Annotated in this window: 24 protein-coding genes; 11 read left to right on the forward strand and 13 right to left on the reverse strand. The window is 62.8% G+C overall.

The annotated features are described in order from the left end of the window. Positions 1 to 26: 26 nt before the first annotated feature. Positions 27 to 1,457: an FAD-binding oxidoreductase gene (locus EP165_RS00610; RefSeq protein WP_127519627.1), complete on the reverse strand. Its 1,431-nt coding sequence runs from the start codon at positions 1,455 to 1,457 to the stop codon at positions 27 to 29. A 9-nt stretch (positions 1,458 to 1,466) separates the two neighbouring features. Next, positions 1,467 to 2,444 (reverse strand): L-threonylcarbamoyladenylate synthase, encoded by a 978-nt coding sequence (locus tag EP165_RS00615; RefSeq protein ID WP_127519628.1) that lies wholly within the window; start codon positions 2,442 to 2,444, stop codon positions 1,467 to 1,469. 181 nt (positions 2,445 to 2,625) lie between these two features. Between EP165_RS00615 and EP165_RS00620 the strand changes: the two genes are divergently transcribed. Both EP165_RS00620 and EP165_RS00625 read left to right on the forward strand, forming a co-directional pair. After that, entirely contained in the window at positions 2,626 to 3,189 is a 564-nt protein-coding gene (locus tag EP165_RS00620) for a hypothetical protein (RefSeq protein ID WP_127519629.1), read from the forward strand. A gap of 59 nt (positions 3,190 to 3,248) precedes the next feature. Then, on the forward strand, positions 3,249 to 3,695 hold the full coding sequence (locus EP165_RS00625; RefSeq protein WP_206075845.1) for a hypothetical protein: 447 nt from the start codon (positions 3,249 to 3,251) through the stop codon (positions 3,693 to 3,695). Between the two features lie 42 nt (positions 3,696 to 3,737). Here the strand turns inward: EP165_RS00625 and glyS are convergent, their stop codons facing one another. Then, on the reverse strand, positions 3,738 to 6,149 hold the full coding sequence (glyS, locus tag EP165_RS00630) for a glycine--tRNA ligase subunit beta (protein WP_127519630.1): 2,412 nt from the start codon (positions 6,147 to 6,149) through the stop codon (positions 3,738 to 3,740). Positions 6,150 to 6,351: 202 nt separating this feature from the next. On the opposite strand from glyS, the gene EP165_RS20345 reads away from it, so the two are divergent. After that, the gene (locus EP165_RS20345; protein ID WP_164742914.1) at positions 6,352 to 6,522 is read left to right on the forward strand and encodes a hypothetical protein; all 171 of its coding nucleotides are present in this window, start codon (positions 6,352 to 6,354) and stop codon (positions 6,520 to 6,522) included. Positions 6,523 to 6,547: 25 nt separating this feature from the next. Here EP165_RS20345 and EP165_RS00635 read toward each other — a convergent pair whose 3' ends face one another. The 3 genes from EP165_RS00635 to EP165_RS00645 all read right to left on the reverse strand — a co-directional run bounded on the left by EP165_RS00635 (position 6,548) and on the right by EP165_RS00645 (position 10,673). Then, positions 6,548 to 7,486 (reverse strand): glycine--tRNA ligase subunit alpha, encoded by a 939-nt coding sequence (locus EP165_RS00635; protein WP_127519631.1) that lies wholly within the window; start codon positions 7,484 to 7,486, stop codon positions 6,548 to 6,550. Positions 7,487 to 7,561: 75 nt separating this feature from the next. After that, positions 7,562 to 9,496: a tetratricopeptide repeat protein gene (locus EP165_RS00640; protein ID WP_245439887.1), complete on the reverse strand. Its 1,935-nt coding sequence runs from the start codon at positions 9,494 to 9,496 to the stop codon at positions 7,562 to 7,564. Between the two features lie 160 nt (positions 9,497 to 9,656). Next, positions 9,657 to 10,673, reverse strand: a complete 1,017-nt coding sequence (locus tag EP165_RS00645) for a polyprenyl synthetase family protein (RefSeq protein ID WP_127519633.1) — start codon at positions 10,671 to 10,673, stop codon at positions 9,657 to 9,659. 134 nt (positions 10,674 to 10,807) lie between these two features. Between EP165_RS00645 and EP165_RS00650 the strand changes: the two genes are divergently transcribed. The 6 genes from EP165_RS00650 (at position 10,808) to moaB (ending at position 14,452) form a co-directional block, all read left to right on the forward strand. Then, on the forward strand, positions 10,808 to 11,029 hold the full coding sequence (locus EP165_RS00650) for a putative signal transducing protein (protein WP_127519634.1): 222 nt from the start codon (positions 10,808 to 10,810) through the stop codon (positions 11,027 to 11,029). After that, positions 11,017 to 11,805, forward strand: coding sequence for a methyltransferase (locus tag EP165_RS00655; RefSeq protein WP_206075869.1), 789 nt, complete (start codon positions 11,017 to 11,019; stop codon positions 11,803 to 11,805). The genes EP165_RS00650 and EP165_RS00655 overlap by 13 nt, the downstream gene beginning before the upstream one ends. A gap of 39 nt (positions 11,806 to 11,844) precedes the next feature. Continuing rightward, complete coding sequence (locus tag EP165_RS00660) at positions 11,845 to 12,741, forward strand: S49 family peptidase (protein WP_501981641.1); 897 nt, start codon at positions 11,845 to 11,847, stop codon at positions 12,739 to 12,741. Positions 12,742 to 12,827: 86 nt separating this feature from the next. Further along, a complete protein-coding gene (locus tag EP165_RS00665) occupies positions 12,828 to 13,013 on the forward strand; it encodes a hypothetical protein (RefSeq protein ID WP_127519636.1) in 186 nt (61 codons plus the stop codon). A gap of 4 nt (positions 13,014 to 13,017) precedes the next feature. Then, positions 13,018 to 13,893, forward strand: a complete 876-nt coding sequence (locus tag EP165_RS00670; protein WP_245439892.1) for a 4-(cytidine 5'-diphospho)-2-C-methyl-D-erythritol kinase — start codon at positions 13,018 to 13,020, stop codon at positions 13,891 to 13,893. 1 nt (position 13,894) lies between these two features. After that, the gene (moaB, locus tag EP165_RS00675; protein WP_127519637.1) at positions 13,895 to 14,452 is read left to right on the forward strand and encodes a molybdenum cofactor biosynthesis protein B; all 558 of its coding nucleotides are present in this window, start codon (positions 13,895 to 13,897) and stop codon (positions 14,450 to 14,452) included. Positions 14,453 to 14,455: 3 nt separating this feature from the next. Here moaB and EP165_RS00680 read toward each other — a convergent pair whose 3' ends face one another. Then, complete coding sequence (locus EP165_RS00680; protein WP_348629549.1) at positions 14,456 to 15,061, reverse strand: glycosyltransferase; 606 nt, start codon at positions 15,059 to 15,061, stop codon at positions 14,456 to 14,458. A gap of 45 nt (positions 15,062 to 15,106) precedes the next feature. Between EP165_RS00680 and EP165_RS00685 the strand changes: the two genes are divergently transcribed. Together EP165_RS00685 and rnhB are read left to right on the forward strand one after the other, a co-directional pair. Next, positions 15,107 to 16,258: a PA0069 family radical SAM protein gene (locus EP165_RS00685; protein WP_127519638.1), complete on the forward strand. Its 1,152-nt coding sequence runs from the start codon at positions 15,107 to 15,109 to the stop codon at positions 16,256 to 16,258. Between the two features lie 139 nt (positions 16,259 to 16,397). Then, the gene (gene rnhB / locus EP165_RS00690; RefSeq protein WP_127519639.1) at positions 16,398 to 17,078 is read left to right on the forward strand and encodes a ribonuclease HII; all 681 of its coding nucleotides are present in this window, start codon (positions 16,398 to 16,400) and stop codon (positions 17,076 to 17,078) included. A 59-nt stretch (positions 17,079 to 17,137) separates the two neighbouring features. Here rnhB and EP165_RS00695 read toward each other — a convergent pair whose 3' ends face one another. From EP165_RS00695 to EP165_RS00720, 6 genes are all read right to left on the reverse strand, one after another. Continuing rightward, a complete protein-coding gene (locus tag EP165_RS00695; RefSeq protein WP_127519640.1) occupies positions 17,138 to 17,629 on the reverse strand; it encodes a F0F1 ATP synthase subunit B in 492 nt (163 codons plus the stop codon). 11 nt (positions 17,630 to 17,640) lie between these two features. Then, a complete protein-coding gene (locus tag EP165_RS00700; protein ID WP_127520749.1) occupies positions 17,641 to 18,234 on the reverse strand; it encodes a F0F1 ATP synthase subunit B in 594 nt (197 codons plus the stop codon). 100 nt (positions 18,235 to 18,334) lie between these two features. Further along, the gene (locus tag EP165_RS00705; protein WP_075995725.1) at positions 18,335 to 18,562 is read right to left on the reverse strand and encodes a F0F1 ATP synthase subunit C; all 228 of its coding nucleotides are present in this window, start codon (positions 18,560 to 18,562) and stop codon (positions 18,335 to 18,337) included. Between the two features lie 74 nt (positions 18,563 to 18,636). Next, complete coding sequence (locus EP165_RS00710) at positions 18,637 to 19,401, reverse strand: F0F1 ATP synthase subunit A (RefSeq protein WP_127519641.1); 765 nt, start codon at positions 19,399 to 19,401, stop codon at positions 18,637 to 18,639. A 38-nt stretch (positions 19,402 to 19,439) separates the two neighbouring features. Continuing rightward, a complete protein-coding gene (locus tag EP165_RS00715; RefSeq protein WP_245439901.1) occupies positions 19,440 to 19,784 on the reverse strand; it encodes an AtpZ/AtpI family protein in 345 nt (114 codons plus the stop codon). A gap of 280 nt (positions 19,785 to 20,064) precedes the next feature. After that, positions 20,065 to 21,243, reverse strand: a complete 1,179-nt coding sequence (locus EP165_RS00720) for a cell wall hydrolase (protein WP_501981642.1) — start codon at positions 21,241 to 21,243, stop codon at positions 20,065 to 20,067. Positions 21,244 to 21,302 lie beyond the last annotated feature (59 nt).

Below are 21,302 nucleotides of genomic sequence, written 5' to 3' on the forward strand. Positions count from 1 at the left end.
TGAGGCCCGTTCATCTTTGCCGATTGTCAGATGACCTTGTTGGGGTTCATGATTCCCAGCGGGTCGATCGCACGTTTGACTGCACGCATGAGTTCCGTGGCGACCGGCGGCGCGGTGGCGATCAACTCATCACGCTTCAGCCTGCCAATGCCATGTTCGGCGGAAAACGAACCGCCCAGATTGTGCACCAACGCGTGTACCGTCTCGTTCATCCGGCCGTAAAGAGCCTGGAAGGCGGCACTGTCGCCGCCGACAGGTTCCGAGACATTGTAGTGCAGATTGCCATCGCCCATGTGGCCGAAACAGACGACGCGCGCGCCCGGTGCCACTTGTTCGACCAGATCGGCGCCCTCGGCGATGAACCGCGGAATTGCCGCAACGGGCACCGAAATGTCGTGCTTGATCGAAAATCCTTCCGGCTTCTGCGCTTCCGACATGTTTTCGCGCAGGGCCCAGAAATCGCTGAACTGCTGGCCGCTTGCCGCAATGGCGGCGTCGAGCACGACGCCCTGCTCCATCGCCGCCGTCAGAATGTCCTCGATGAGTTCACGCGCATCGCTCGCCGAACGGACGGAAGAAATTTCCAGCATAACGTAGCAGGGATAACGCTCCGCCAGCGGCCGCTGTGCGGACGGATTGTGCCTTAGCAGGAATTCGAGCGGCGTTTCCATGACAAGCTCGAACGCGGTGACCGAGGGGCCGCCACGGTCCTGCGCGAGGCGGTAAAGGCCAAGCGCTTCGTCCGGAGAGTTGAGCCCGGCCCAGGCGATCTCCCGGCTTTTGGGCCTTGGGAACAACTTCAGCACCGCCGCGGTGATGATGCCAAGCGTGCCCTCACCGCCAACAAAAAGGTCCTTCAGGTCGTAGCCGGTGTTGTCCTTCTTCAGCTTGCGCAGATCGTCGAAAATGCGGCCGTCGGGGAGCACGACCTCCAGGCCGAGGCAAAGCTCGCGCGCATTGCCGTAGGCAAGCACGCCAGTTCCACCGGCATTTGAGGAAAGGTTGCCGCCGATCTGGCAACTGCCCTGCGAGCCGAGCGAAAGCGGAAACAGCCGGTCGGCGCCATCTGCCGCCTCCTGCAGCGTCTGCAATACGACACCCGCCTCGGCGGTGATCGTGTTGGACGTCGTGTCGATTTCGCGAATGCGGTTCATGCGTGAAAGCGAAACGACGATTTCCCTGCCGCTGCCATCCGGCATCTGGCCGCCGACAAGCCCGGTGTTGCCGCCTTGCGGAACGACGGGGGTACGGGTCTCGCTGGCAAGCGCCATGATGCGGCTTACCTCGTCGGTGCACCCTGGCCTCAGCACCAGCGGCGTGCTCCCGCCGAACAGGCCCCTGCGCTCAACCGTATAGGGTGCGATATCCGCCTCAGCGGTCAGTGCATATCTGTCGCCGACAATCCCGGCAAAACTGCGGATCAGCGTTTCATCGAGCGGTTGGGCGGGCGCGTCCATCACCAAACGCTACTCACCTTGCCCTGTCATGTCACGCGGGGCGGCGGCCCTGCGCAAACGATCGTTGATCGCCTCGCCAAGCCCCTCTTCCGGAATTGGTTCGACGGCAATTGCCGTCGCTTGCGCGCGGTCGAGTTCGCGCATGGCGGAAAACAGATTGGCCGCCGCTTCGCGCAGATCACCCGCCTCGGAGAGGTTGACGGTCGCTGCGGCTTGCCCGGAGCCTTGTGCGCGCCGCGGGCCGAATGCCAGCAGCGCCTCGCCGGAGTTCACCTCCCGCGCTCCCAGCCGCACAGGCAGCTGCGGCGCATAATGCGAGAGAAGCATGCCTGGTGCCTGCACCGTGGCGCCTGTTACTGCCTCAAGCCGGGTTTTCACAACATCTTCAATAGCTTCGCGTGCAACCCCGCCCGGCCGAAGCAACGTCACCCGGTCATCATCTACCTTCACGATGGTGGATTCCACGCCGACCTGCGCGGAGCCGCCATCGACAATCAGCTCGATGCGATCCCCTAGCTCGGCGTCGACCGCGGCTGCCGTGGTCGCGCTGATGCGGCCCGACCGGTTGGCGCTGGGCGCGGCCAGCGGATGATCGAGTTCGGCGATCAGTGCGCGCGTGAACGTGTTTTGCGGAACCCGGATCGCCAGCGTGTCGAGCCCGGCCGTTACAAGCGGATGAACCGGCGAAGTTGCGGTCATGGGCAGCACCATCGTCAGCGGTCCGGGCCAGAACTTTTCAGCCAGCGCACGCGCCCTGTCATTGAAGACGGCCAGCTCCGTCGCCATGCCGATATTGGAGACATGCGCGATCAGGGGATTGAAGCGCGGCCGGCCCTTGGTTTCGAATATCTTCGCAACCGCCTCGCCATTGAACGCGTCGGCGGCCAGCCCGTAGACCGTTTCGGTCGGAATGGCGACTACGCCGCCGGCACCGAGCAGTGCCGCCGCCTCGCGCAGCGCCTCTTCTTGTCGAATGATCCTAGCCAAGCTCGTTCACGCAGTTTTGCTTGTCGGTACAGCCACTTGAACCTTGCGGCAAGGGCCGCCATTCGCGCCCCGACGTCACCGCTTTGTTAATCATTAACCACTACTTTTCCGTGCGATGTGGCCGCGAAAGCGCGCTGCAGGCGCCGCAATTGGGTATTGAGCCGGACAGCCGGGAGTTTCGATGCGTTTAGTCTTCGCGACCATATTGATGGCTTTTGGGGCCACAAATGCCGCGAACGCTTCGTCTTTCGTTGTGCTGGACCCGCTCGAGAAGACAGAAAGCCCATCGATCATCGTGCTTGGAAAGCCTGAATCCGGCTCTTTCACCGCCGCGGGAGAGCCCCGGCACGCGGCCATTCCGATGCCAAGCTTCGAGCGTTTCGGCGGCGCGCCAGCCGCAGAACCGAAATTCATCACCGTTAGCCCATCCGTCATAGCCATGGTCGACGCGCCGCAACCAATCGCGATGGAGAACGTGGCCTCGATCGGCGATCCAGGGCGCAGAAAGCGTTCGCCGCACACGCTGCCGATGGTCATCCGCGGCGGTATTGTCGGCGATGCATTCGCAACGCGTTCGGCGCCATCGGTTCCCGTCTACAGCGAGCAGCCGCAGCAAGAGGTGAGTTCCGCGCCTCGCTCACCCAGCCCGCGCCAGGCCCCGCGCGCGCCAGAACCGCCATCGCCCGATCAGCTGCCCAAATCCGCGCTGCCACCCCCTGCGCCGCCGACGGGCCGCATGGAATAGGCCGGCGTTTTTCGGCCGCCGGGCGCGTGTTATGCTGCGTGCACGGGAGTAGCACAAAGATGATCAAATCCACAGCGAACCTGGCAGCCATGTTGGCTCTGTCGCTTGCTTTCGCAGCGCCTGCGCTGGCCGATACCTATCTTGGAAGCTACATGGCCCGGCTCTCGGAGCGCGACCATTTCGCCAGTGACGGCTACCGGCTCGACACGGCAGCGCAGGTGGTTCGGCAGGACCGCGCCAACGTGCACCGTTTCAAGAAGATCGACGCCGAAGACGGTGACGACCCGTGGTTCGGCAAGGCGAACGCCCGCAACACGCTGGAGCAGTTCCTGAACCGCAGGGAAGCGATGGACGAAGCGACGCGTTCCGCGATCCACAACGGGACGCCGCTGGTGCAGGTCGATGTCTACCAGAACTCCGCAGTGGTCACGATCATCGGTTCCGGTGGAGGCGGAGGAAGCGGCGGCATCTCGGGCGGTTCGCAGGGAACCATACCTTCAAACTAGCGGCCGATTTTCACGTAACCGGCAGTCCCTGCACGAATTGTCCTAGCCGGCGATCCTGGAGAAATCGGCCACCTTGCCGGTCGCCTCGCGGATGCGGGCAAGCAGTGCAAGCCGGTTGGCCCGCACATTCTCGTCCGGATCGTTGACAAGCACCTTGTCGAAGAACGCATCGATCGGCGCCCGCAGGCTGCTGAGCGCACGCATCGCGGCTTCGTAGTCCAGCGCTTCGATTGCGGTTGCGGCCTGGGTTTCTGCCGTGGCGATGGCATCAGCCAGCGCCTTTTCCTCCGGATCCTTTAGCAGCCCGGCGTCGACGGCGTCCGCAACTGCCGTACCCTTCTTCTCTTCGGCCGCGAGAATGTTCGCAGCGCGCTTTGTGCCGGCGAGCAGGTTCTTGCCGTCCTCGGTTTCCAGCAAGGCTCCGAGTGCCGCGACCCGGCGGACGATGAGCAGGAGGTCGTCCGACGCAGGTGTAATCACCGCGTCGATCAGATCGTGCCGTGCGCCCTGGTCGCGGAGATAAACCTTCAGGCGGTCGTGGAAGAATGAGAGGAGGTCCGTGAGCCTACTGTCGGTCTGCGCCACAATGGGGCGAGGCAGTTCTAGAGAGCGCCCCTCATTTTGCTCGACTTCACGACCGAGTGTGGAAATGAACTCTTGGAGAGCCTTTGCAGAGGTAGCCTTCGTATCGGGCTTATCCGAAAGAAGCTCTTTGGTGAAAAACTCCAGCACGGACTGCGAGGCTGTCCTCAGCTCGTTGTTGATATAAGTGAGGCGCATGAAGAATAAGCGCAGCCAAAGAAGCTGTCTCAATCCCAACCGCACCCCGTTCTCGACCACAATCCTGATCACACCCAGCGCCGCACGTCTCAGAGCGTAGGGATCCTTGGAGCCGGTCGGCTTTTCATCGATGGCCCAGAAACCGACCAGCGTATCGAGCTTGTCAGCCAGCGCGACCGCGACCGAAACCGGTTCGGTCGGCACGACATCGGTCGGGCCGAGCGGCTTGTAGTGTTCCTCGATGGCGGCGGCGACCGCCGGTTCTTCGCCTTGCAAAAGCGCATATTTGCGACCCATCGCGCCCTGGAGTTCCGGGAACTCGCCGACGACCTCGGTCTGCAGATCGGCTTTCGCCAGAAGTGCGGCGCGCCGGGCAAGCTCCGGATCAGCGCCGACAACCGGTGCCAGTTCCTCCGCCAGCCGCGCGATGCGCTCCACCCGCTCTCCCTGCGTGCCCAGCTTGGCGTGGAAGGTGACGTTCAAATGGTCGAGCCGCGCCATGCGCTGGTCGAGCGGCTTTTTCAGGTCGAGCCCCAGCTTCTCGGCCGATGCTGACAGCTCGCCGAGGTCCGGCAGGTCGGCCTGGTCGGTCTTCCAGAAATAGAGCGCGTCGGAGAGGCGCGCACGCACCACCTTGCCATTGCCCTCGGCGATGACTGTGCCCCCGTCGCTCGCTTCGATGTTGGCAGTGAGCAGGAAGTGATTTGAGAGTTGCGGTTGGCCGATCTCCCCCCTTGAGGGGGAGATCGAAGCGAGCGGCCGAGTGACGAAGCATTTCTGATTGGCGCGGATGGTGAGGCGGATCACCTCGGCCGGAATGTCGAGATAGTCCTTCTCGAACGTGCCCATCAGCACGACCGGCCATTCGACCAAGCCCGAGACCTCGTCGAGCAGCCCTTCGTCCTCGACCAGTTCAAGCCCGTTGGCAAATGCCAGATTTGCGGCGTCGCTGCGGATGATCTCCTTGCGGCGCTCTGCATCGAGAACGACCTTCGCGGCTTCCAGCTTCGACACATAATCGTCGAAGCGGCGCACCTCGAATGCCTCCGGCGCGTGGAAGCGGTGGCCGTAGGTGACGTTGCCGGCGCGAATGCCGTCGACCTCGAAGTCGACCACAACCGGCTCTTCGGTCTCGGGGCCGAATGTGCAGACAATGGATTGCAGCGGGCGCACCCAGCGCAGGCTTTCGCTGCCTTTGGCCTCGTCACCGTAAAAGCGCGTGCCGCGCGGCGCAGAGGCTTCGCCCCAGCGCATCGACTTCGGCCAGGGGAAGCTGCGGATCAGCGCTGGCAGCGCCACGGCGATGATTTCCTCGGCAGCGCGGCCGGGCTTTTCGATCACGGCTACGTAGAAGTCGCCCTTCTTGGGGTCGGTCTGGATTTGTGCCTGGCTGACATCGGACAGGCCCGCCGAACGCAGGAAGCCCTGCACCGCCTGTTCGGGCGCCTTGGTGCTTGGGCCTTTGCGTTCCTCGCGCACATCCTTGGAACGCGCGGTCACGCCACGAATGTCGAGCGCCAGCCGGCGCGGCGTCCAGTATTCTTGGCACCCCTCGTAGGTCAGCCCGCCATCGACCAGCGCATCGGTGACCAGCTTCTTCAGGTCGCCAGCCGCCTTGCGCTGCATGCGGGCTGGGATCTCTTCTGAGCGAAGTTCTAGCAGGAGGTCGGGCATCGGGGGCTCGCGGCGAAAAATGGTTCGCCGGGCGAATAGCAACTCCGCCGCGCGCTGTCACGCTTCCCGCGCTAAAACCGCCGCAAGCTTGAACGCCACATGAACCGGCGGCCCAGCACTGGTTCAGCGTGTTCCCACCAAAGTGCGTCCATCAGCCTCCAGAAGCGAAGGAGCCAACCGGGAGGCGAAAGGGACCAGACCAATGAGGGCCGCATCCAGACTTATCCAGATCGCCGCATTCGCTGCACTGTTCAGCGCTTACGCCTATGTACACCCCGCAACCGGCCTATCGGGCGTCCGCCGCGCGCTGCAGACCATCGGAACGGCAGTGGAACTGGATGCAAGCGCCGCAAACTACGGAGAAATGGCCTAACCGCCTCGATAACCGCAGATTGGCCTCAGGCGGTCGCGCCGCCCGCCTCGGTCAGCAGAAACGCCTCGCCGCAGGCCTTGGCCAGATCGCGCACGCGCAAGATGTAGCTCTGCCGCTCCGTCACCGAGATCACGCCACGCGCATCCAACAGATTGAAGACATGGCTTGCCTTGATGCACTGGTCATAGGCGGGCAGCACCATGCGGTGCAGTTTCGCGTCGCCGGCCGGCGCGCCGGCCTCGAGAAGCGCGCGGCATTCCTTTTCCGCGTCGATGAAATGCTGGTGCAGGATCGCGGTGTCTGCGTGCTCGAAATTGTGACGCGAATATTCCTGCTCGGCCTGCAGAAAGACATCGCCATAGGTGACCTTGCCCGGCCCTTCTACGCCGTTGAAATTCAGGTCGTAGACATTGTCGACGCCCTGCACATACATGGCCAGCCGCTCAAGCCCGTAGGTCAGCTCGCCCGAAACGGGCGCACATTCGATGCCGCAGACCTGCTGGAAATAGGTGAACTGCGAAACCTCCATGCCGTCGCACCAGCACTCCCAGCCGAGCCCCCAGGCGCCGAGCGTCGGGCTCTCCCAATCGTCTTCAACAAAGCGGATGTCGTGCAGCGCGGTGTCGATGCCGATCGCCTCAAGCGAGCCGACATAAAGCTCCTGCAGGTTGGGCGGATTCGGCTTCAGGATCACCTGATATTGGTAATAGTGCTGAAGGCGGTTCGGGTTTTCGCCATAGCGGCCGTCCTTGGGCCGGCGTGAAGGCTGAACGTAAGCCGCATTCCAGGGCCTGGGGCCAAGCGAGCGCAACGTGGTGGCCGGGTGGAAAGTACCAGCGCCGACTTCCATGTCGTAAGGCTGCAGGATCACGCAGCCGCGCGCCGCCCAATAGGCGTGAAGCGCGAGGATAAGACCCTGAAACGACTTGGTCGGGTCCAGGTCGGCGGGCGGCTGTGCCGTCATGAAATGCCTCGGAACGGTACAAGAAATTCGGCACCCTCGTAGTCGGGCGCCGTACGAGCGTCAAGAAACGCCAATTCAGTTGGTGGTCGGCAGGCGCAATTTCTGGCCCGGGAAGATCGCATCCGGCGAGCCGCCAAGCTCGGGGTTGAGCTCGATGATCTCTTCGTAGCGGCTGCCACGGCCCAAACGGTCTGCAGCAATGGACCACAGGCTCTGGCCGGGCTGCACGACATAGTCGCTGTCCGCCAACGGCGAAGCGTCGGTCCGCGTGTCGGTTATGCCTTCGGCCATAGCGACCTCAACATGATCGTTGGCATTCGCCTGGCCTGCCACCTGCGGCAGACCATCGGACAGTTTCTTGAGCACTTCGGCCAGAAGGTCAGGCTCCGGGTCGAGGTCGCGCGCATGGTTCCACTGGAACCGTGCCTCGAGCCTTCTTCCGACGCGCCAGTAGGCGTCACCCAGGTGATCATTCAGGATCGGATCGTCCGGCATCAGACCGACCGCGCGCTCCAGCTCCCTCGCTGCCTCGCCGTAGCGACCGAGCCGGTAATAGGCCCAGCCCAGCGAATCGACGATATACCCGTCGCTCGGTCGCAGCTCGACCGCCTTGCGGATCAGCTCCAGGCCCTCTTCGAGATTGCGGTCCATATCGACCCAGGAATAGCCGAGGTAGTTCAGCACCTGCGGCTGATCGGGATAAAGCTCCAGCGCCTTGAAGAAGTTGGGCTCCGCCTTTTCCCATTCTTTCAGGCGCTCATAGGCGATGCCGCGCTGGTAGAAGATGTTCCAGTCGGCCCGGCCGGGCTCGCCGATCGCCGCGACAGCGCGGTCATAGACATTGGCAGCCGCACGATAGTCCATGCGCGACGAGTGAACGCTTCCGAGCGCGAGAAAGGCACGGCGGTCGTCGGGCGAACTCGCAAGCACCGCTTCCAGATGTGCGATCGCTTCGTCATAACGCTTCAGGTCGGCGAGGTTCAGGCCGAGCTGAAGTTCGGCGAGTTCCTTCTGCGGCGCGGTGTCCGGCACCTGCTCATAAAACGCCACCGCCTCCTCAGCCTTGCCGGTCTGCTCCGCAAGTGCGGCGAGTTGCATGAGTGCCGGCACGTTTTCCGGCCTCAACGCCAATGCCATACGCAGATAAAGCCGGACAAAGTCCTCGCCGCCGCCACGGTTCAGCGCCGTGCCGACGTTCAACAGAACTTCGGATGCTCCATGAATGGAGTTGCCGACCAGCGGTGACAACGTCTCGCCCGCTTCGAGCCGACCGCGCAGTTCGGCCATATCCAGGCGGCCGAGGTGAATCTTCTCCACCTCATCGATCATTTCCAGCGCAGCTTCGATTTCGCCGCCGCTGGCGAGGAACCCGGCATAGGACTCGATCGCGCGCAAGAAGGTCTCGGGCGCCGCCGTCGCTGTCGCCGGGTTGGTAACGATGCGCTCGTAGGCCTTTTTGGCCGCATCGTAATCGCCGCTGCTCTCGGCAATGAGCGCAGTATGGTAGGCTGAAAACACCTCGAACCAGGCGGGCCCTTCAAGCGTGGCTGCCCTTTTGACCGCAGCTTCGCCGTCACCGGCGCCGTATTCGGCCCAGGCCGACATCAGATTTGTGATCAGGCGGTCGAGGTCCGATTCCAGCGTTAGTTTGAGAAGAAACTTCGCGTCTTCGAACTCGGCCTTGCGGAAGGCATCCACTGCAAGCGCCACACGCGAAAAACGTTCAACCTCCGCGACTTCCTTCAGATCGCCGGCATAGATCAGCGCCCGATCGAACTCGCCGCTCGAAATCAGCGCCACCATCAGGTTCTGCTTCAGGCTTTCGTTGCGCGGATCGAAAGCGAGTGCGCGGGTATAAAAGCCGATTGCATTTGCGAAGTCGGATTCGTTTTCCGCCACGCGAGCGGCAAGGAAAGCACCGGCCAGCGAATTGGCCCGGACCTGCTGGGTGTCGGATTGCGCCAATGCAGTAACCGGCCACGCAAGTGCCAGCGCCATTGCCGTCGTCACTAAAGGTTTCGCCGATCGCCGCATCCGATTTCTTCTGCCTCGCGGTTTGAGCCTACCCCAGTCGCAGCTCACTCTCGGCACCAAGCATGGCCTTTTTGCGGAGCCGCTTCAACCAGCACGGATACCGCGCCGGACCGATATCATTGCCAGTGCTATCGACTCAGTTAACGCGGTTGACGCAGAAGTCTATCACTTCCAGCAGCGCTGATTTGTGCGCAGAGGCCTCCATCGGCGCGAGGCCGTCGCGGGCGATACCGCCAAAATGGCGAGCGCGCGCCACAGTGTCGGCGATCGCGTCGTATTTGGCGATCAGGCCGCAGGCCTGTTCCAGCTCCTCATCGCCGTTCTGGTCCTGCTCGATGGCGCGGCGCCAGAATTCTCGCTCTTTCTCGCTGCCGCGGCGATAGCTCAGGATCACCGGAAGCGTGACTTTGCCCTCACGGAAATCGTCACCGACATTCTTGCCCAGGTCCTTGGCGCTGCCGCCATAGTCCAGCGCGTCATCGATGAGCTGGAATGCGAGGCCGAGATTGGTGCCGTAGGAGCGCAGCGCGGCGCGGTCATTCTTGCTGGCCGCCGCGATCACGGGGCCAACTTCGGCGGCAGCCGAAAACAGCGCCGCCGTCTTGGCCTTGATAACGGAAAGATATTCGTCTTCGGTGGTTTCCAGATTGCCGGCCACGCCGAGCTGCATCACTTCGCCTTCAGCGATAACCGTGGCCGCGGCCGAAAGAATGTCCAGACAATCCAGAGAGCCGACTTCGACCATCATGCGGAAGGCCTGGCCGAGCAGGAAATCGCCGACGAGAACGCTTGCCTGATTGCCCCAGATGGTGCGCGCGGTCTTCTTGCCGCGGCGCATGCCGCTTTCGTCCACAACATCGTCATGCAACAGGGTGGCTGTGTGCATGAACTCGACGCTTGCGGCGAGCTTGACGTGGCTGTCGCCGGAATAACCGAACATCTGCGCTGCTGCCAGCGTCAGCATCGGACGCAGACGTTTGCCGCCCGACGAAATCAGGTGATTGGCGACTTCAGGGATCATCTCCACGTCGGAGCCGGCCTTTGACAGGATCAGCTCGTTGACGCGGCCCATATCGGCGCGGGTCAGCCCGACGAGCGCAGCGATCGACGCCTGGCCACGCTTGCCTTCTTCCATTGATACGACAACACCCACGCGGACTTCCTTTGGTTTTCCAAGCCAGCAGGACCATATTGCGGCGATCGTTTCGACCGCAAGGGGCGAATTGGCGCGGGTTGCCTCGCCCGCCCGGCGTTTACAAGCTTCCGCCAAGCTGCAAGGTAGCCATTATGATCGAACTTGTGCGCACCAACGACCCCGTGGTCATCTCCTTTATCGAGGCGCTGATGCGCGACGCCGATATCGTGTGTCTGGTCGCCGACCAGAATATGAGCATCGTGGAAGGGTCGCTGGGTATCTTGCCGCGCCGGGTTCTGGTCGACGAGAGCGACCTTGCCCAGGCCAAGCGCATTCTGCAGGATGCCGGCATCGCCGACGAATTGCGCAAGTGAACGCAGACAGACCCGAAACGACAATCGACGCCTTTCACCGCGGCAAGTTCTGGCTCGTGCAGCCGGCACGGGGGGCGCATCGCGCCGGCCTGGATACGATGCTGCTTGCTGCGGCAGTGCCGGGCGATTTTCCGGGCGTTGTGGCCGATTTCGGCGCCGGCGCGGGAGCGGCCGGCCTCGCCGTCGTCGCACGCTGCGCAAAGGCGCGGACGCTGCTTGTGGAACGTTCGCCGGAGATGGTGGAATATGCCCGGTCAGGGTTAGCGCTTGAAGAAAACGTTGCGATTGCCGACCGCGCCAGCGTTATTGAAGCCGATGTTACAGCGCCTGCAGCCGGGCGGATGGCGGCCGGGCTCTCCGACAATTGCGCCGATTTCATCATCATGAACCCGCCCTTCAACGACGAAAGCGATCGCGCGACGACAGGCGCGCTGAAACGGCAGGCGCATGTCATGGACACGGAGCTATGGGAACGCTGGCTGCGCACGGCAGCAGCACTTGCCAGGCCGAAGGCCGGGCTTGCGCTCATCGCGCGGCCAGCCTCGCTCCCCGAGATATTGCCTGCGCTGAAAGGGCGCTTCGGGGCGGCGCAGCTGATTTCGGTACACCCGCGCGAGGATCGTGCCGCAATCCGCGTCATTGTCCGCGCCTGGTATGGCGCGCGCGGCAAACTGTCCGTCGTCCCTCCCCTCGTGGTGCACGGTCCTTCGGGCAACCGCTTCACAGCGCGCACCGACGACCTCTGCAACGGCGCTGCATCGCTCTTCGGCGACTGAATTTTCCCACGCCATTGCGGTTTCGCGGCGCATTCCTAAATGAAGGGAACCGCACAGGAGACGGCCTTGAGACGATTGCTATCGCCCATTCTGCCAAAATCGATGCGCCCTGAGGGGGTAACCATACCCGTGGTGCGCCTGCACGGTACGATCATGCCGAGCGGCGGCCAGTTTCGCCCGACGCTTTCGCTCGCCTCGACCGCCGGCCTGCTGCAGAAGGCGTTTTCGGTCCGCGATGCGCCGGCCGTGGCGATTTCAGTCAATTCGCCCGGCGGCTCTCCGGTTCAGTCGCGCCTGATCTACAAGCGCATCCGGGATCTGGCCGAAGAGAAGAACAAGCTCGTCATCGTGTTCGTGGAAGATGTCGCTGCATCCGGCGGCTATATGATCGCGGCCGCGGGCGACGAGATCGTTGCCGACCCGTCTTCCATCGTCGGTTCTATCGGCGTGATTTCGGCAGGCTTCGGCTTCACCGAACTGATCAAGAAGATCGGCGTCGACCGCCGCGTCTACACGGCCGGCAGCAACAAATCCGTGCTCGACCCGTTCCAGCCGGAAAAGAAGGACGATGTTGCACGGCTGAAGACCCTGCAGCTTGATGTGCACGAGACATTCATTGAACTGGTGAAGGAGCGTCGCGGAGGCAAGCTTGCCGACAATCCCGACCTGTTCACCGGTCAGTTCTGGACCGGCAAGGCCGGACGCGAGCTGGGGCTTGTCGACGAACTCGGCGACATGCGCTCATTCCTGAAACAGCGCTATGGCGAAAAGACGCGGCTGCGGCTGATCAGCGCCCCGCGCGGCCTTTTCGGGCGCAGGCTGGGGCTTTTCGGCAGCGGCGCGGACGATATGCCGGCGCAGGCTGCGGCGGGTCTGGTGATGGGTCTGGCGCAAGAAGTGGAGGAACGGGCGCTCTGGGCACGCTTCGGTCTTTGACCGCCAGCCCATCGGCGCTAAACTAGGGCGCGCGCAAATTGCGTGTGGAATACGGAAAATTGCCCGTCATTCCGGGAGAACAGTTGATGCCGCAGCTTATTTTCTTTGCCGCAGTCGGTGTGGCGGCCGTTGTCGGCTATCGCGCATTCATGCGCGAAGCGAAGCGCGTCACCGCGCGGGCACGCCGTGCGGAACAGGAACGCGCGACAGGTACCACCGGGACTCTGGTCAAAGATCCCGAGACCGGCGAGTATTACCTCGCCAAAGACTGACACCTTGGCGAGAAGAAGCATCACCCGCATGGCGCCGGCCAAGCTGAACCTGGCGCTGCATGTGACCGGGCAACGCGCGGACGGCTATCATCTTATTGAAAGTCTGGTCGCCTTCGCCGACTTCGGCGACGAAGTGACGGTGGAACCAGCGGAGACAGACGTGTTCGTCGTATCCGGGCCATACGCGTCATGGGTTCCTATCGACGGCGGCAATCTCGTGATCGCCGCCCGTGACCTCGTGCGCAGCCTGCTTGCAGGCAGTGACACGCCGCCGGTGTGCATCACGCTCGACAAACGCCTTCCCGTGGCTTCCGGCGTCGGCGGCGGATCGAGCGACGCAGCGGCAGCGATCAAGGCGCTGATCGCGCTGTGGGGCGTACAGGTCGACGAAAAAGAGCTTGCAACCGCAGCCTTATCGCTCGGCGCCGATCTTCCCATGTGCCTTGCCGAGCGCCCGCTTATCGCACGTGGCATCGGAGACGAGATCGAGCCACTGCGCAGCTTCCCGGCAGTGCATGCCGTTCTGGTCAATCCCGGCGCGCAGATTTCGACGCCGGAGATATTCAGGGCATTGGAGAAGCGCGACAACGATCCGCTTCCCGCGTGGGCCGCAGCCGGCGACGCGCGGCAACTTGCGGGAGCGCTGACCGGACTGCGCAACGACCTGCAGCGCCCGGCAATCGCGCAATGCCCGGCGATCAGCAATGTGCTGGAGGCGCTGCATGCCAACGGGGCTGCGCTTGCCCGCATGTCCGGTTCCGGCGCGACCTGTTTCGGCATCTTCGACAATCCTGGACCAGCATTCGCCGCCGCCGATGTGATAAGCAAAAGGCAGCCAGGCTGGTTCGTGGAACCATGCCTGATCAGAGGAACCGACTGATATGGCCGGAATTGACGAGACAAGGCCTTTCGTGGCCGTCGGCATCGCTGTGCTCACGGTGTCGGACACACGCAAACCGGACAATGATCGTTCAGGCGACACGCTGGCAGAGCGCATCACGCAAGCCGGTCACCGACTGGCCGCCCGCGATATTGCGACAGACGATGCCGAGGCGATCCGCGCAGTCGTCAAAAAATGGGTAACCGACGAGAAGGTCGACGTGGTGATCACCACCGGCGGTACCGGCTTCACAGGTCGTGACATCACGCCGGAGGCGCTGGAGCCGCTGTTCGACAAGCGCATGGACGGCTTTTCGGAAGTGTTCCATCGCATCTCGTTCGACAAGATCGGCACCTCGACAATCCAGTCACGGGCAACGGCAGGCCTGATCGGTACGACGTTTGTATTCGTGCTGCCGGGTTCGCCCGGCGCCTGCCGCGACGCCTGGGACGGCATATTGAAAGCACAGCTCGACTACCGGCACATGCCCTGCAATTTCGTGGAAATCATGCCGCGGCTGGACGAGCACCTGAAGCGCGGGGCTGGCGCCAGCGCCTAACGATCAGCGCGGCGGCGCGACCGCCAGGCGTGCTGCTAGCCGTTTCGTCGCCAGGCCGCGCGCCAGATTGTCAGCCGTCTCGGCCTTGCGCGCCAATCCCGCCGCTTGTTTGCGGGTTATCACCAGTCCCTCGCTGAGCGCGCGTTTGGACGAAAAGACACGCGCCAGAAAGGCAAGCCGGTCCTCCGCGGAACGTGAGAAACGCGCGGCCATCGTCTGCCCCGCGATGTGCTGAGCGACGTGCTCGGCCCAGCCATCCAGCGGGCGGGCACCGGGCTCGATGATCAGCAGCCAATCGCTTTTCGCCTGATCGATCGCCTGTGCAATCGTGCTTTGCGCAAGGAAGGTGCAGCCGGCGATATCGGCGACCTTCTCCGAGCCATCGGTCGAGCCGCGATCGCACACGATCACCTCGCGCACCGCGCCCTCTACTGCCGGACCCACCAGCGAAGAAAGCGTGCGCGCGAGCGGGTCTTCGTCGTTCAGCGTTTCGATGACCACCGACAGCATGGAGACCCGCATATCGCAAAGGCCCGGCAAAGGCCAGTTTGCGCCATGAGCAAGAAAGTTCTTGCTTTGTTCCATTTCTCGAAATAGGAATAGTTTCATGTCCGGCGGTCGATTCCAGCCGGCCCCGAAAATCGGAGACAAGCGATGGAACCCATCGTCAGGGCAGATAGCGCCGCTTTTGCGGGTGGCGCGGAACTCGCCAATACGGTGATCGACGGAAGTGGCTTCCGCCTGCCGGGAGAACGGCGCCGCGGGCGTGGTTCCGCCGTCAATCCGAGCGGTCGCTACGAGGCGCTTTCCCGGCATGTGTTCGACGATGGCTGGAACAGCCTTGAGGAGCTGCCGCCGTTCAAGACCGATGTGCAGATCGAAAAGCCCCGCGCCATCATCACGCGCAACGCCTCGCCCGACATCTCATTCGACCGCTCCATTAATCCGTATCGCGGCTGCGAGCACGGCTGCGTCTACTGCTTCGCGCGCCCGACTCACGCCTATATGGGCCTGTCGGCGGGGCTTGATTTCGAATCAAAGCTTTTCGCCAAGCCGGATGCCGCCAGGCTTCTGGAGCGCGAATTGAGCCGCGAAGGCTACGAGCCGCGCACCATAGCCATCGGTACCAACACCGATCCGTACCAGCCTATCGAGAAGCAGTTCCGCATCATGCGCGAGGTCCTCGAAGTGTTGGACGCGCACGACCACCCGGTCGGCATCGTGACCAAATCGGCGCTGGTAATGCGCGACATCGATATCCTGTCGCGAATGGCCGAAAAGGGGCTCGCCAAGGTAGCGCTTTCCATCACCACGCTCGACCGCAAGCTGGCGCGAACGATGGAGCCGCGCGCCGCAACCCCGCCTCGCCGGCTGGAAGCGCTGCGGACACTGGCTGACGCGGGTATACCCGTTTCGGTGATGATCGGGCCGGTTATCCCCGGTCTCAACGATCAGGAGATCGAGCGCATCCTGGATTCAGCGCATGCAGCGGGCGCGCGGGAGGCCGGTTACATTCTGTTGCGGCTGCCGCTCGAGGTGAGCCCGATCTTCAAGGAATGGCTGCTCAGGCACTATCCGGACCGCTACCGGCATGTGATTTCGCTGATCCGTTCCATGCGCGGCGGCAAGGATTACGACTCTGAATGGGGCAAGCGGATGCGCGGCAGCGGTCCTTACGCCTGGCAAATCGGCCGGCGTTTCGAGATCGCCGCCAAGCGGCTCGGCCTCAACACCGACCGGCGCAAGCTCAGAACCGACCTGTTCCGTGCGCCGGAGCCGGCAGGAAAGCAGCTGGCGCTGTTCTAGAATATGCGGCCGCAAGGCCGCGACGATACCCGTTCGGCGTTCCCCGATCCCCATGCCGACGGTGCCCTTCCCCGCCCTGCCCCCTCTCGGCCGGGAAGGACTTGCGGAGAATCGGAGCCGGTGCGAGCATCGCCGCACAATGGCTCGCCCGGCATCCGATTCTCCCCCCCTCTTCGCGCTTCCAGACAAGCCTGATTTTGCGATCGAGGCACGTGCGATCGCGCGGGGCAGCGTGCCGGTAGCGGGAATGGACGAGGCCGGACGCGGGCCGCTCGCCGGCCCGGTTGTCGCAGCGGCGGTGATCCTCGATCCTGACCGCATTCCTGATGGTCTGGACGATTCCAAACGGCTGACGGCGGCAACGCGCGCCGAGCTGTTCGATGCCATTTGCGAAACCGCCCTGGCGGTCTCGGCAGCCTCGCTGTGCGCATCGTCGATCGATGCGACCGACATTCGCAAGGCAAGCCTGGAGGCGATGCGCAGGGCGTGCGCAGGGCTCACCTCGGCACCCGTACTCGGCCTCGCCGACGGACGCGACGTACCGCCCGGCCTCGGCTTCGAATGCAATGCAATCGTGAAAGGCGACCGTATCTCTGTTTCGATTGCCGCAGCCTCGATCATAGCCAAGGTGACGCGCGACCGCATGATGGCCAGACGCGGACAACTCGATGGGCGTTACGGCTTCGAGCGACATATGGGGTATGCGACCGAGGAACATCGCGACGCGATCGGCTCATTCGGCGCCGTGCCGCGGCTGCACCGCATGACATTTGCGCCACTCAGGCTCGAGCCGCATGCCGCGGATCAGGCCGCAGAATGAAAAACGCCGCGCGGGCTGAGCCGGCGCGGCGTTGGTCTCTGGGGTAGAACCCGGTCCGCCTAGTTGAGGCGCGAGCGCACATCCTTGAGCGCCGACTTGAACAGCTCGCCGCGCGCTTTCGCGTCAACCTTGGTGGCAAGCAGATCGCCGGCAGCTGCAACAGCGACATCGACTGCGCGTGCACGCACTTCGTTGACGGCGTCACGTTCGGCCTGCGCGATCTTGTGCTCAGCCATGGCCGTGCGCCGGGTGACGTATTCCTGTGTCTTCTGCTTGGCATCATCCAGAAGCAGGCTTGCGTCGCGCTTGGCGGCGGCGACGATGTCGCTGGCTTCCTGCTCGGCTTCCTTGCGCTTGCGCTGGTATTCGGCCAGCAGCTGCTGCGCTTCTTCACGCAGCTTGCGCGCTTCATCGAGCTCATCGCGGATGCGGTCTGCCCGGTCGTCAAGCGACTTGAACACGGTCGCCGGTACCTTCAGGTAGACGACGATGCCGAGGAAGATGATGAGCGCGACCAGCGTCCATACAGTGGCGAGTGATGTTGCGTCCATGTCAGCCAGCCCTAGTTGCGTGCCCGCGAGACCGCGGCCTGGATTTCGGCTTTGGTCGTCTTGCCACCGGTCAGCGCCTCGATGATCGTTGAGGCGGTGTCCTCGGCAATGGTGCCGATTTCGCTCATCGCCGCGTCCTTGATCTTCTCGATCTGGGCAGCCGAACCCTCTAGCTTGCTTTCAAGCTCCGCCTCGGCGGCCTTGCGCTCCGCATCGGCTTCGGCCTTGGCGCTGTCGCGCGCCTGCTGGCCGATCTCGTTGGCCTTGGATTTGGCGTCTGCCAGTTCCTGCTCGTAAGCGGCAATGGCTTCATCAGCCTCATCACGCATGCGTGCTGCCTGATCGAGATCCTGGGCAATACGATCGCTGCGTGTCTCGAAGATCGCGCCGATGCGCGGCAGAACGACCTTCTGCAAGAACAGGTAGAAAAGGCCGAACGTAATCGCCAGCCACAGGAGCTGCGACGGGAACGTCGAAGAATCGAACGGCGGGAATGCGCCGGACGCGCCCTCGTTGTGCGGCACCTCGGTGCCGGCTGCGTGCGCGTCACCCTCTGCGGAGGCTTTGCCCCCGGTCTCCTCAGCGTAAGCCTTGGCCACGAACATCTGTTCTTCCTGTCTCATTCACGGAATGTAGCCGTGCCACGTTCCGAATTGGTTTCAGCCTGCCGCCCGAGGCGGCAGGCTCGAACCGCTTCCGCCTATATTAGACGGCGAAGAGGAGCAGAAGCGCGATGAGCAGGGCGAAGATGCCCAGCGCCTCGGTCACGGCGAAGCCGAAGATCAGGCGGCCGAACTGACCGTCTGCAGCCGAGGGATTGCGCAGTGCGCCCTGGAGGAACTGTCCGAAGAGGTTACCAACGCCGATGCCTGCGGCACCGGTGCCGATTGCTGCGAGGCCAGCGCCGATCAGCTTTGCTGCTTCCGCTTCCATTTTGAACTCCTTGTTGATCTGTCGAAATCTGCGGATTGGTTTGTGGCGGCAGGCCGCCGGTGAACATTATCCGGTCAGTGTCCCGGATGAATTGCGTCGTTGATGTAGATGCAGGTCAGCATCGCGAAGACGTAGGCCTGCAGGAAGGCAATCAGGAACTCCAGCGCGGTCAGGCCGACAGCCATGCCAAGCGGAAGGATCGCGCCGACGAAACCGACCGCCCCCATGGAGGTGAGCGAAACGACGAAGCCGGAGAAGACCTTCAGCGTGATGTGGCCGGCAAGCATATTGGCGAACAGACGCACAGAGTGCGAAATCGGCCGGGTCAGGAACGAGATCACCTCGATCGCCACAACCAGCGGCATAAGTACGACCGGGATGCCGCTCGGCACGAACAGCTTGAAGAAGCCAAGGCCATTGCGCCACAGGCCGGCAATCAGGACCATGAGGAAAACCACGACGGCCAGCGCCGCGGTCACGATAAGGTGGCTGGTGACGGTGATAAAATAAGGGAACATGCCCAGCAGGTTTGCCACCAGGATGAACATGAAGAGCGTAAAGACGAACGGAAAGAACTTCATGCCCTGGCTGCCGGCGGAGTCGCGCAGCATGGAGGCTATGAACTCATAGAGAATTTCCGAAATCGACTGCGCCCGTCCCGGCACGATGCCCCGCGAGGACGTCGCAAGGAACAGAAAACCGCCTGCCAGCACGACTGAAATGACCATCAGCAGCGACGAGTTGGTGAAGGAGATATCGTACCCGCCAACCTCGATCGGAATCAGCGTGTTGATATGGAACTGATGGATCGGATCAACCTTGGTAGGATCGCCAGCCAATTTCCAACCTCGTTTTCGTCGCCTGTGCGCCTGAGCGCCTATTCATGTTTACCGGACGAGCCCTCGCCGTCCGCTGACTTTGTGCCGGGCTCGGCAACCAGACCTGCCGAACGAAGAACATTGAGCACACCGGCGCAGAACCCCAGAAGGAAGAAAATGATCAGTCCCCAGGGCGATGTGCCCGCAAGCCGATCGATCAGCCAGCCAATTCCAGTACCGACAAGAATGCCTGCAATGAACTCGCTGGAGAGACGCAGCGCAACCGCATAACCGGCCGCAGATCCCTTCCTGCCTTGCTGTTCGTCCGCCTGCCGCTGCGGCCGCCTTTCGGCGAGCGCTTCATCGAGCCTGCGGCGCCGTCGCTCAAACTCCTCGTCGTTCACTGGTCGAAGGCCCACCAAAACCGGGATTTTGCCTTGTTTGACTTCGACGGTCCGTTCGACGACCCGCGAATTCCTGCCCCGGTCAAGCGAAACCGCCTGCTTCCCTGCAAAATCGCGCGCAACATAGTTTGTAGGCCCTACCCAGTCAAGCTGAGGCAGGGTTCGGCCCATGCGCCAAAAATATAAATGTTATCAATATCTTATTGCGGTGCGACAATGCGCCCGTGGGAGAATGGGAGCGACTCGCTCCGCGCAGCCCGCGACTCCCTGAATCTGCCGCTCAGTTCCAGCCGCCGCCATAGGTGCGATAGAAGACATGCAGGCCGATTTTCTTCATCTTCTCCATCGCGCGCGACCATCGCGGGTTCACATAAGTCGCGTGATAGTGCGTCGCGGAGCCGACTTCGGTCAGAAACACCTTGCCTGACGACACAGCCAGCGCAACCTCGTGAGCCACTTCATAATGCTGGCGGCTGGCGATTCGGTCGCGAATGCCGTCGCAGGCAAACGAGAACTGGCACCGGTTGCGCCAGGTGCGGTTCTGGTAAACGACACCGCAGATGGTGTTGGGATAGGTTGGGTTGCGAACGCGGTTGAGAATGACCTGCGCCACCGCTGCCTGCCCTTTTACGCTTTCGCCGCGCGCCTCGAAGTAGATACCTTCGGCCAGGCACCTCTGCTCGGCATCGGAAAAGACAGAAGCCGGCAGCGGCCGGCTCATCCATTCATGATCGTTCTTGCCGAGTGGCGGAATAAACCGCCCGCCGTTGGGATCCTCGTCCTGCAAGATACTTGCAAATGGAGACGCCTCGGCAAAATCGGGCTGCGGCGGCGCATAGGCCGTCGCCAGAATGTCGGGCTTGTCGTTGTTGACCAGCGAAGCAAGGTAGACCGGCACATCGGGCGATACCCGTTTGTCCTGTTTGACATAGAAGGTTCCGGCGATCTGCAGTTCCTTGCCCTTGATGTCCGGCTGGACGAACGCCATTGCCGGCGCATCCTCGGCCGTGTCGCCCAGCATCGAGGTCCGCTGGAGGACCGAGCCGGCGTTGAAGGCCTTGGGCGGAGCGACTGGCGTGACGTTGACCAGCCGGCCGCGTTTTTCGTTGCGGTTGATGCGCACTTCATCGGGCGTTTCGGCAGGCGCACTCGCTTTGGTGCGGAACGCGACTTCGCCAATGCCGGGCGCCTTGAGGCCGGCGCCGGAGATCGACCCGGTGGCCAGACTGTCGACAAAGGGAATTTCGGCGCTGTGAACGGACCCGGCGACCGAGCGCTCCACCACGGCACTCCAGCGCTGGGCCGGCGAATCGGTTCCGGCGACCATGCTGGACACATCCTGCATCGCGAGCCCGGTGGGAAACCCGACCCAGATGCCAAGTCCGAGAATAAAGGGGGCAAGAAACGAACGCTCAACCCGCGGCGCAGAATACTGCCGCATCACTCCACGTCGACGCACGAACCACTCTCCAACGCAACGTACACCCAACTTCGGAGAGAATGATCGATTAACCTTGA

This window comes from Mesorhizobium sp. Z1-4, from assembly GCF_004000235.1.
Classification (GTDB): domain Bacteria; phylum Pseudomonadota; class Alphaproteobacteria; order Rhizobiales; family Rhizobiaceae; genus RCIO01.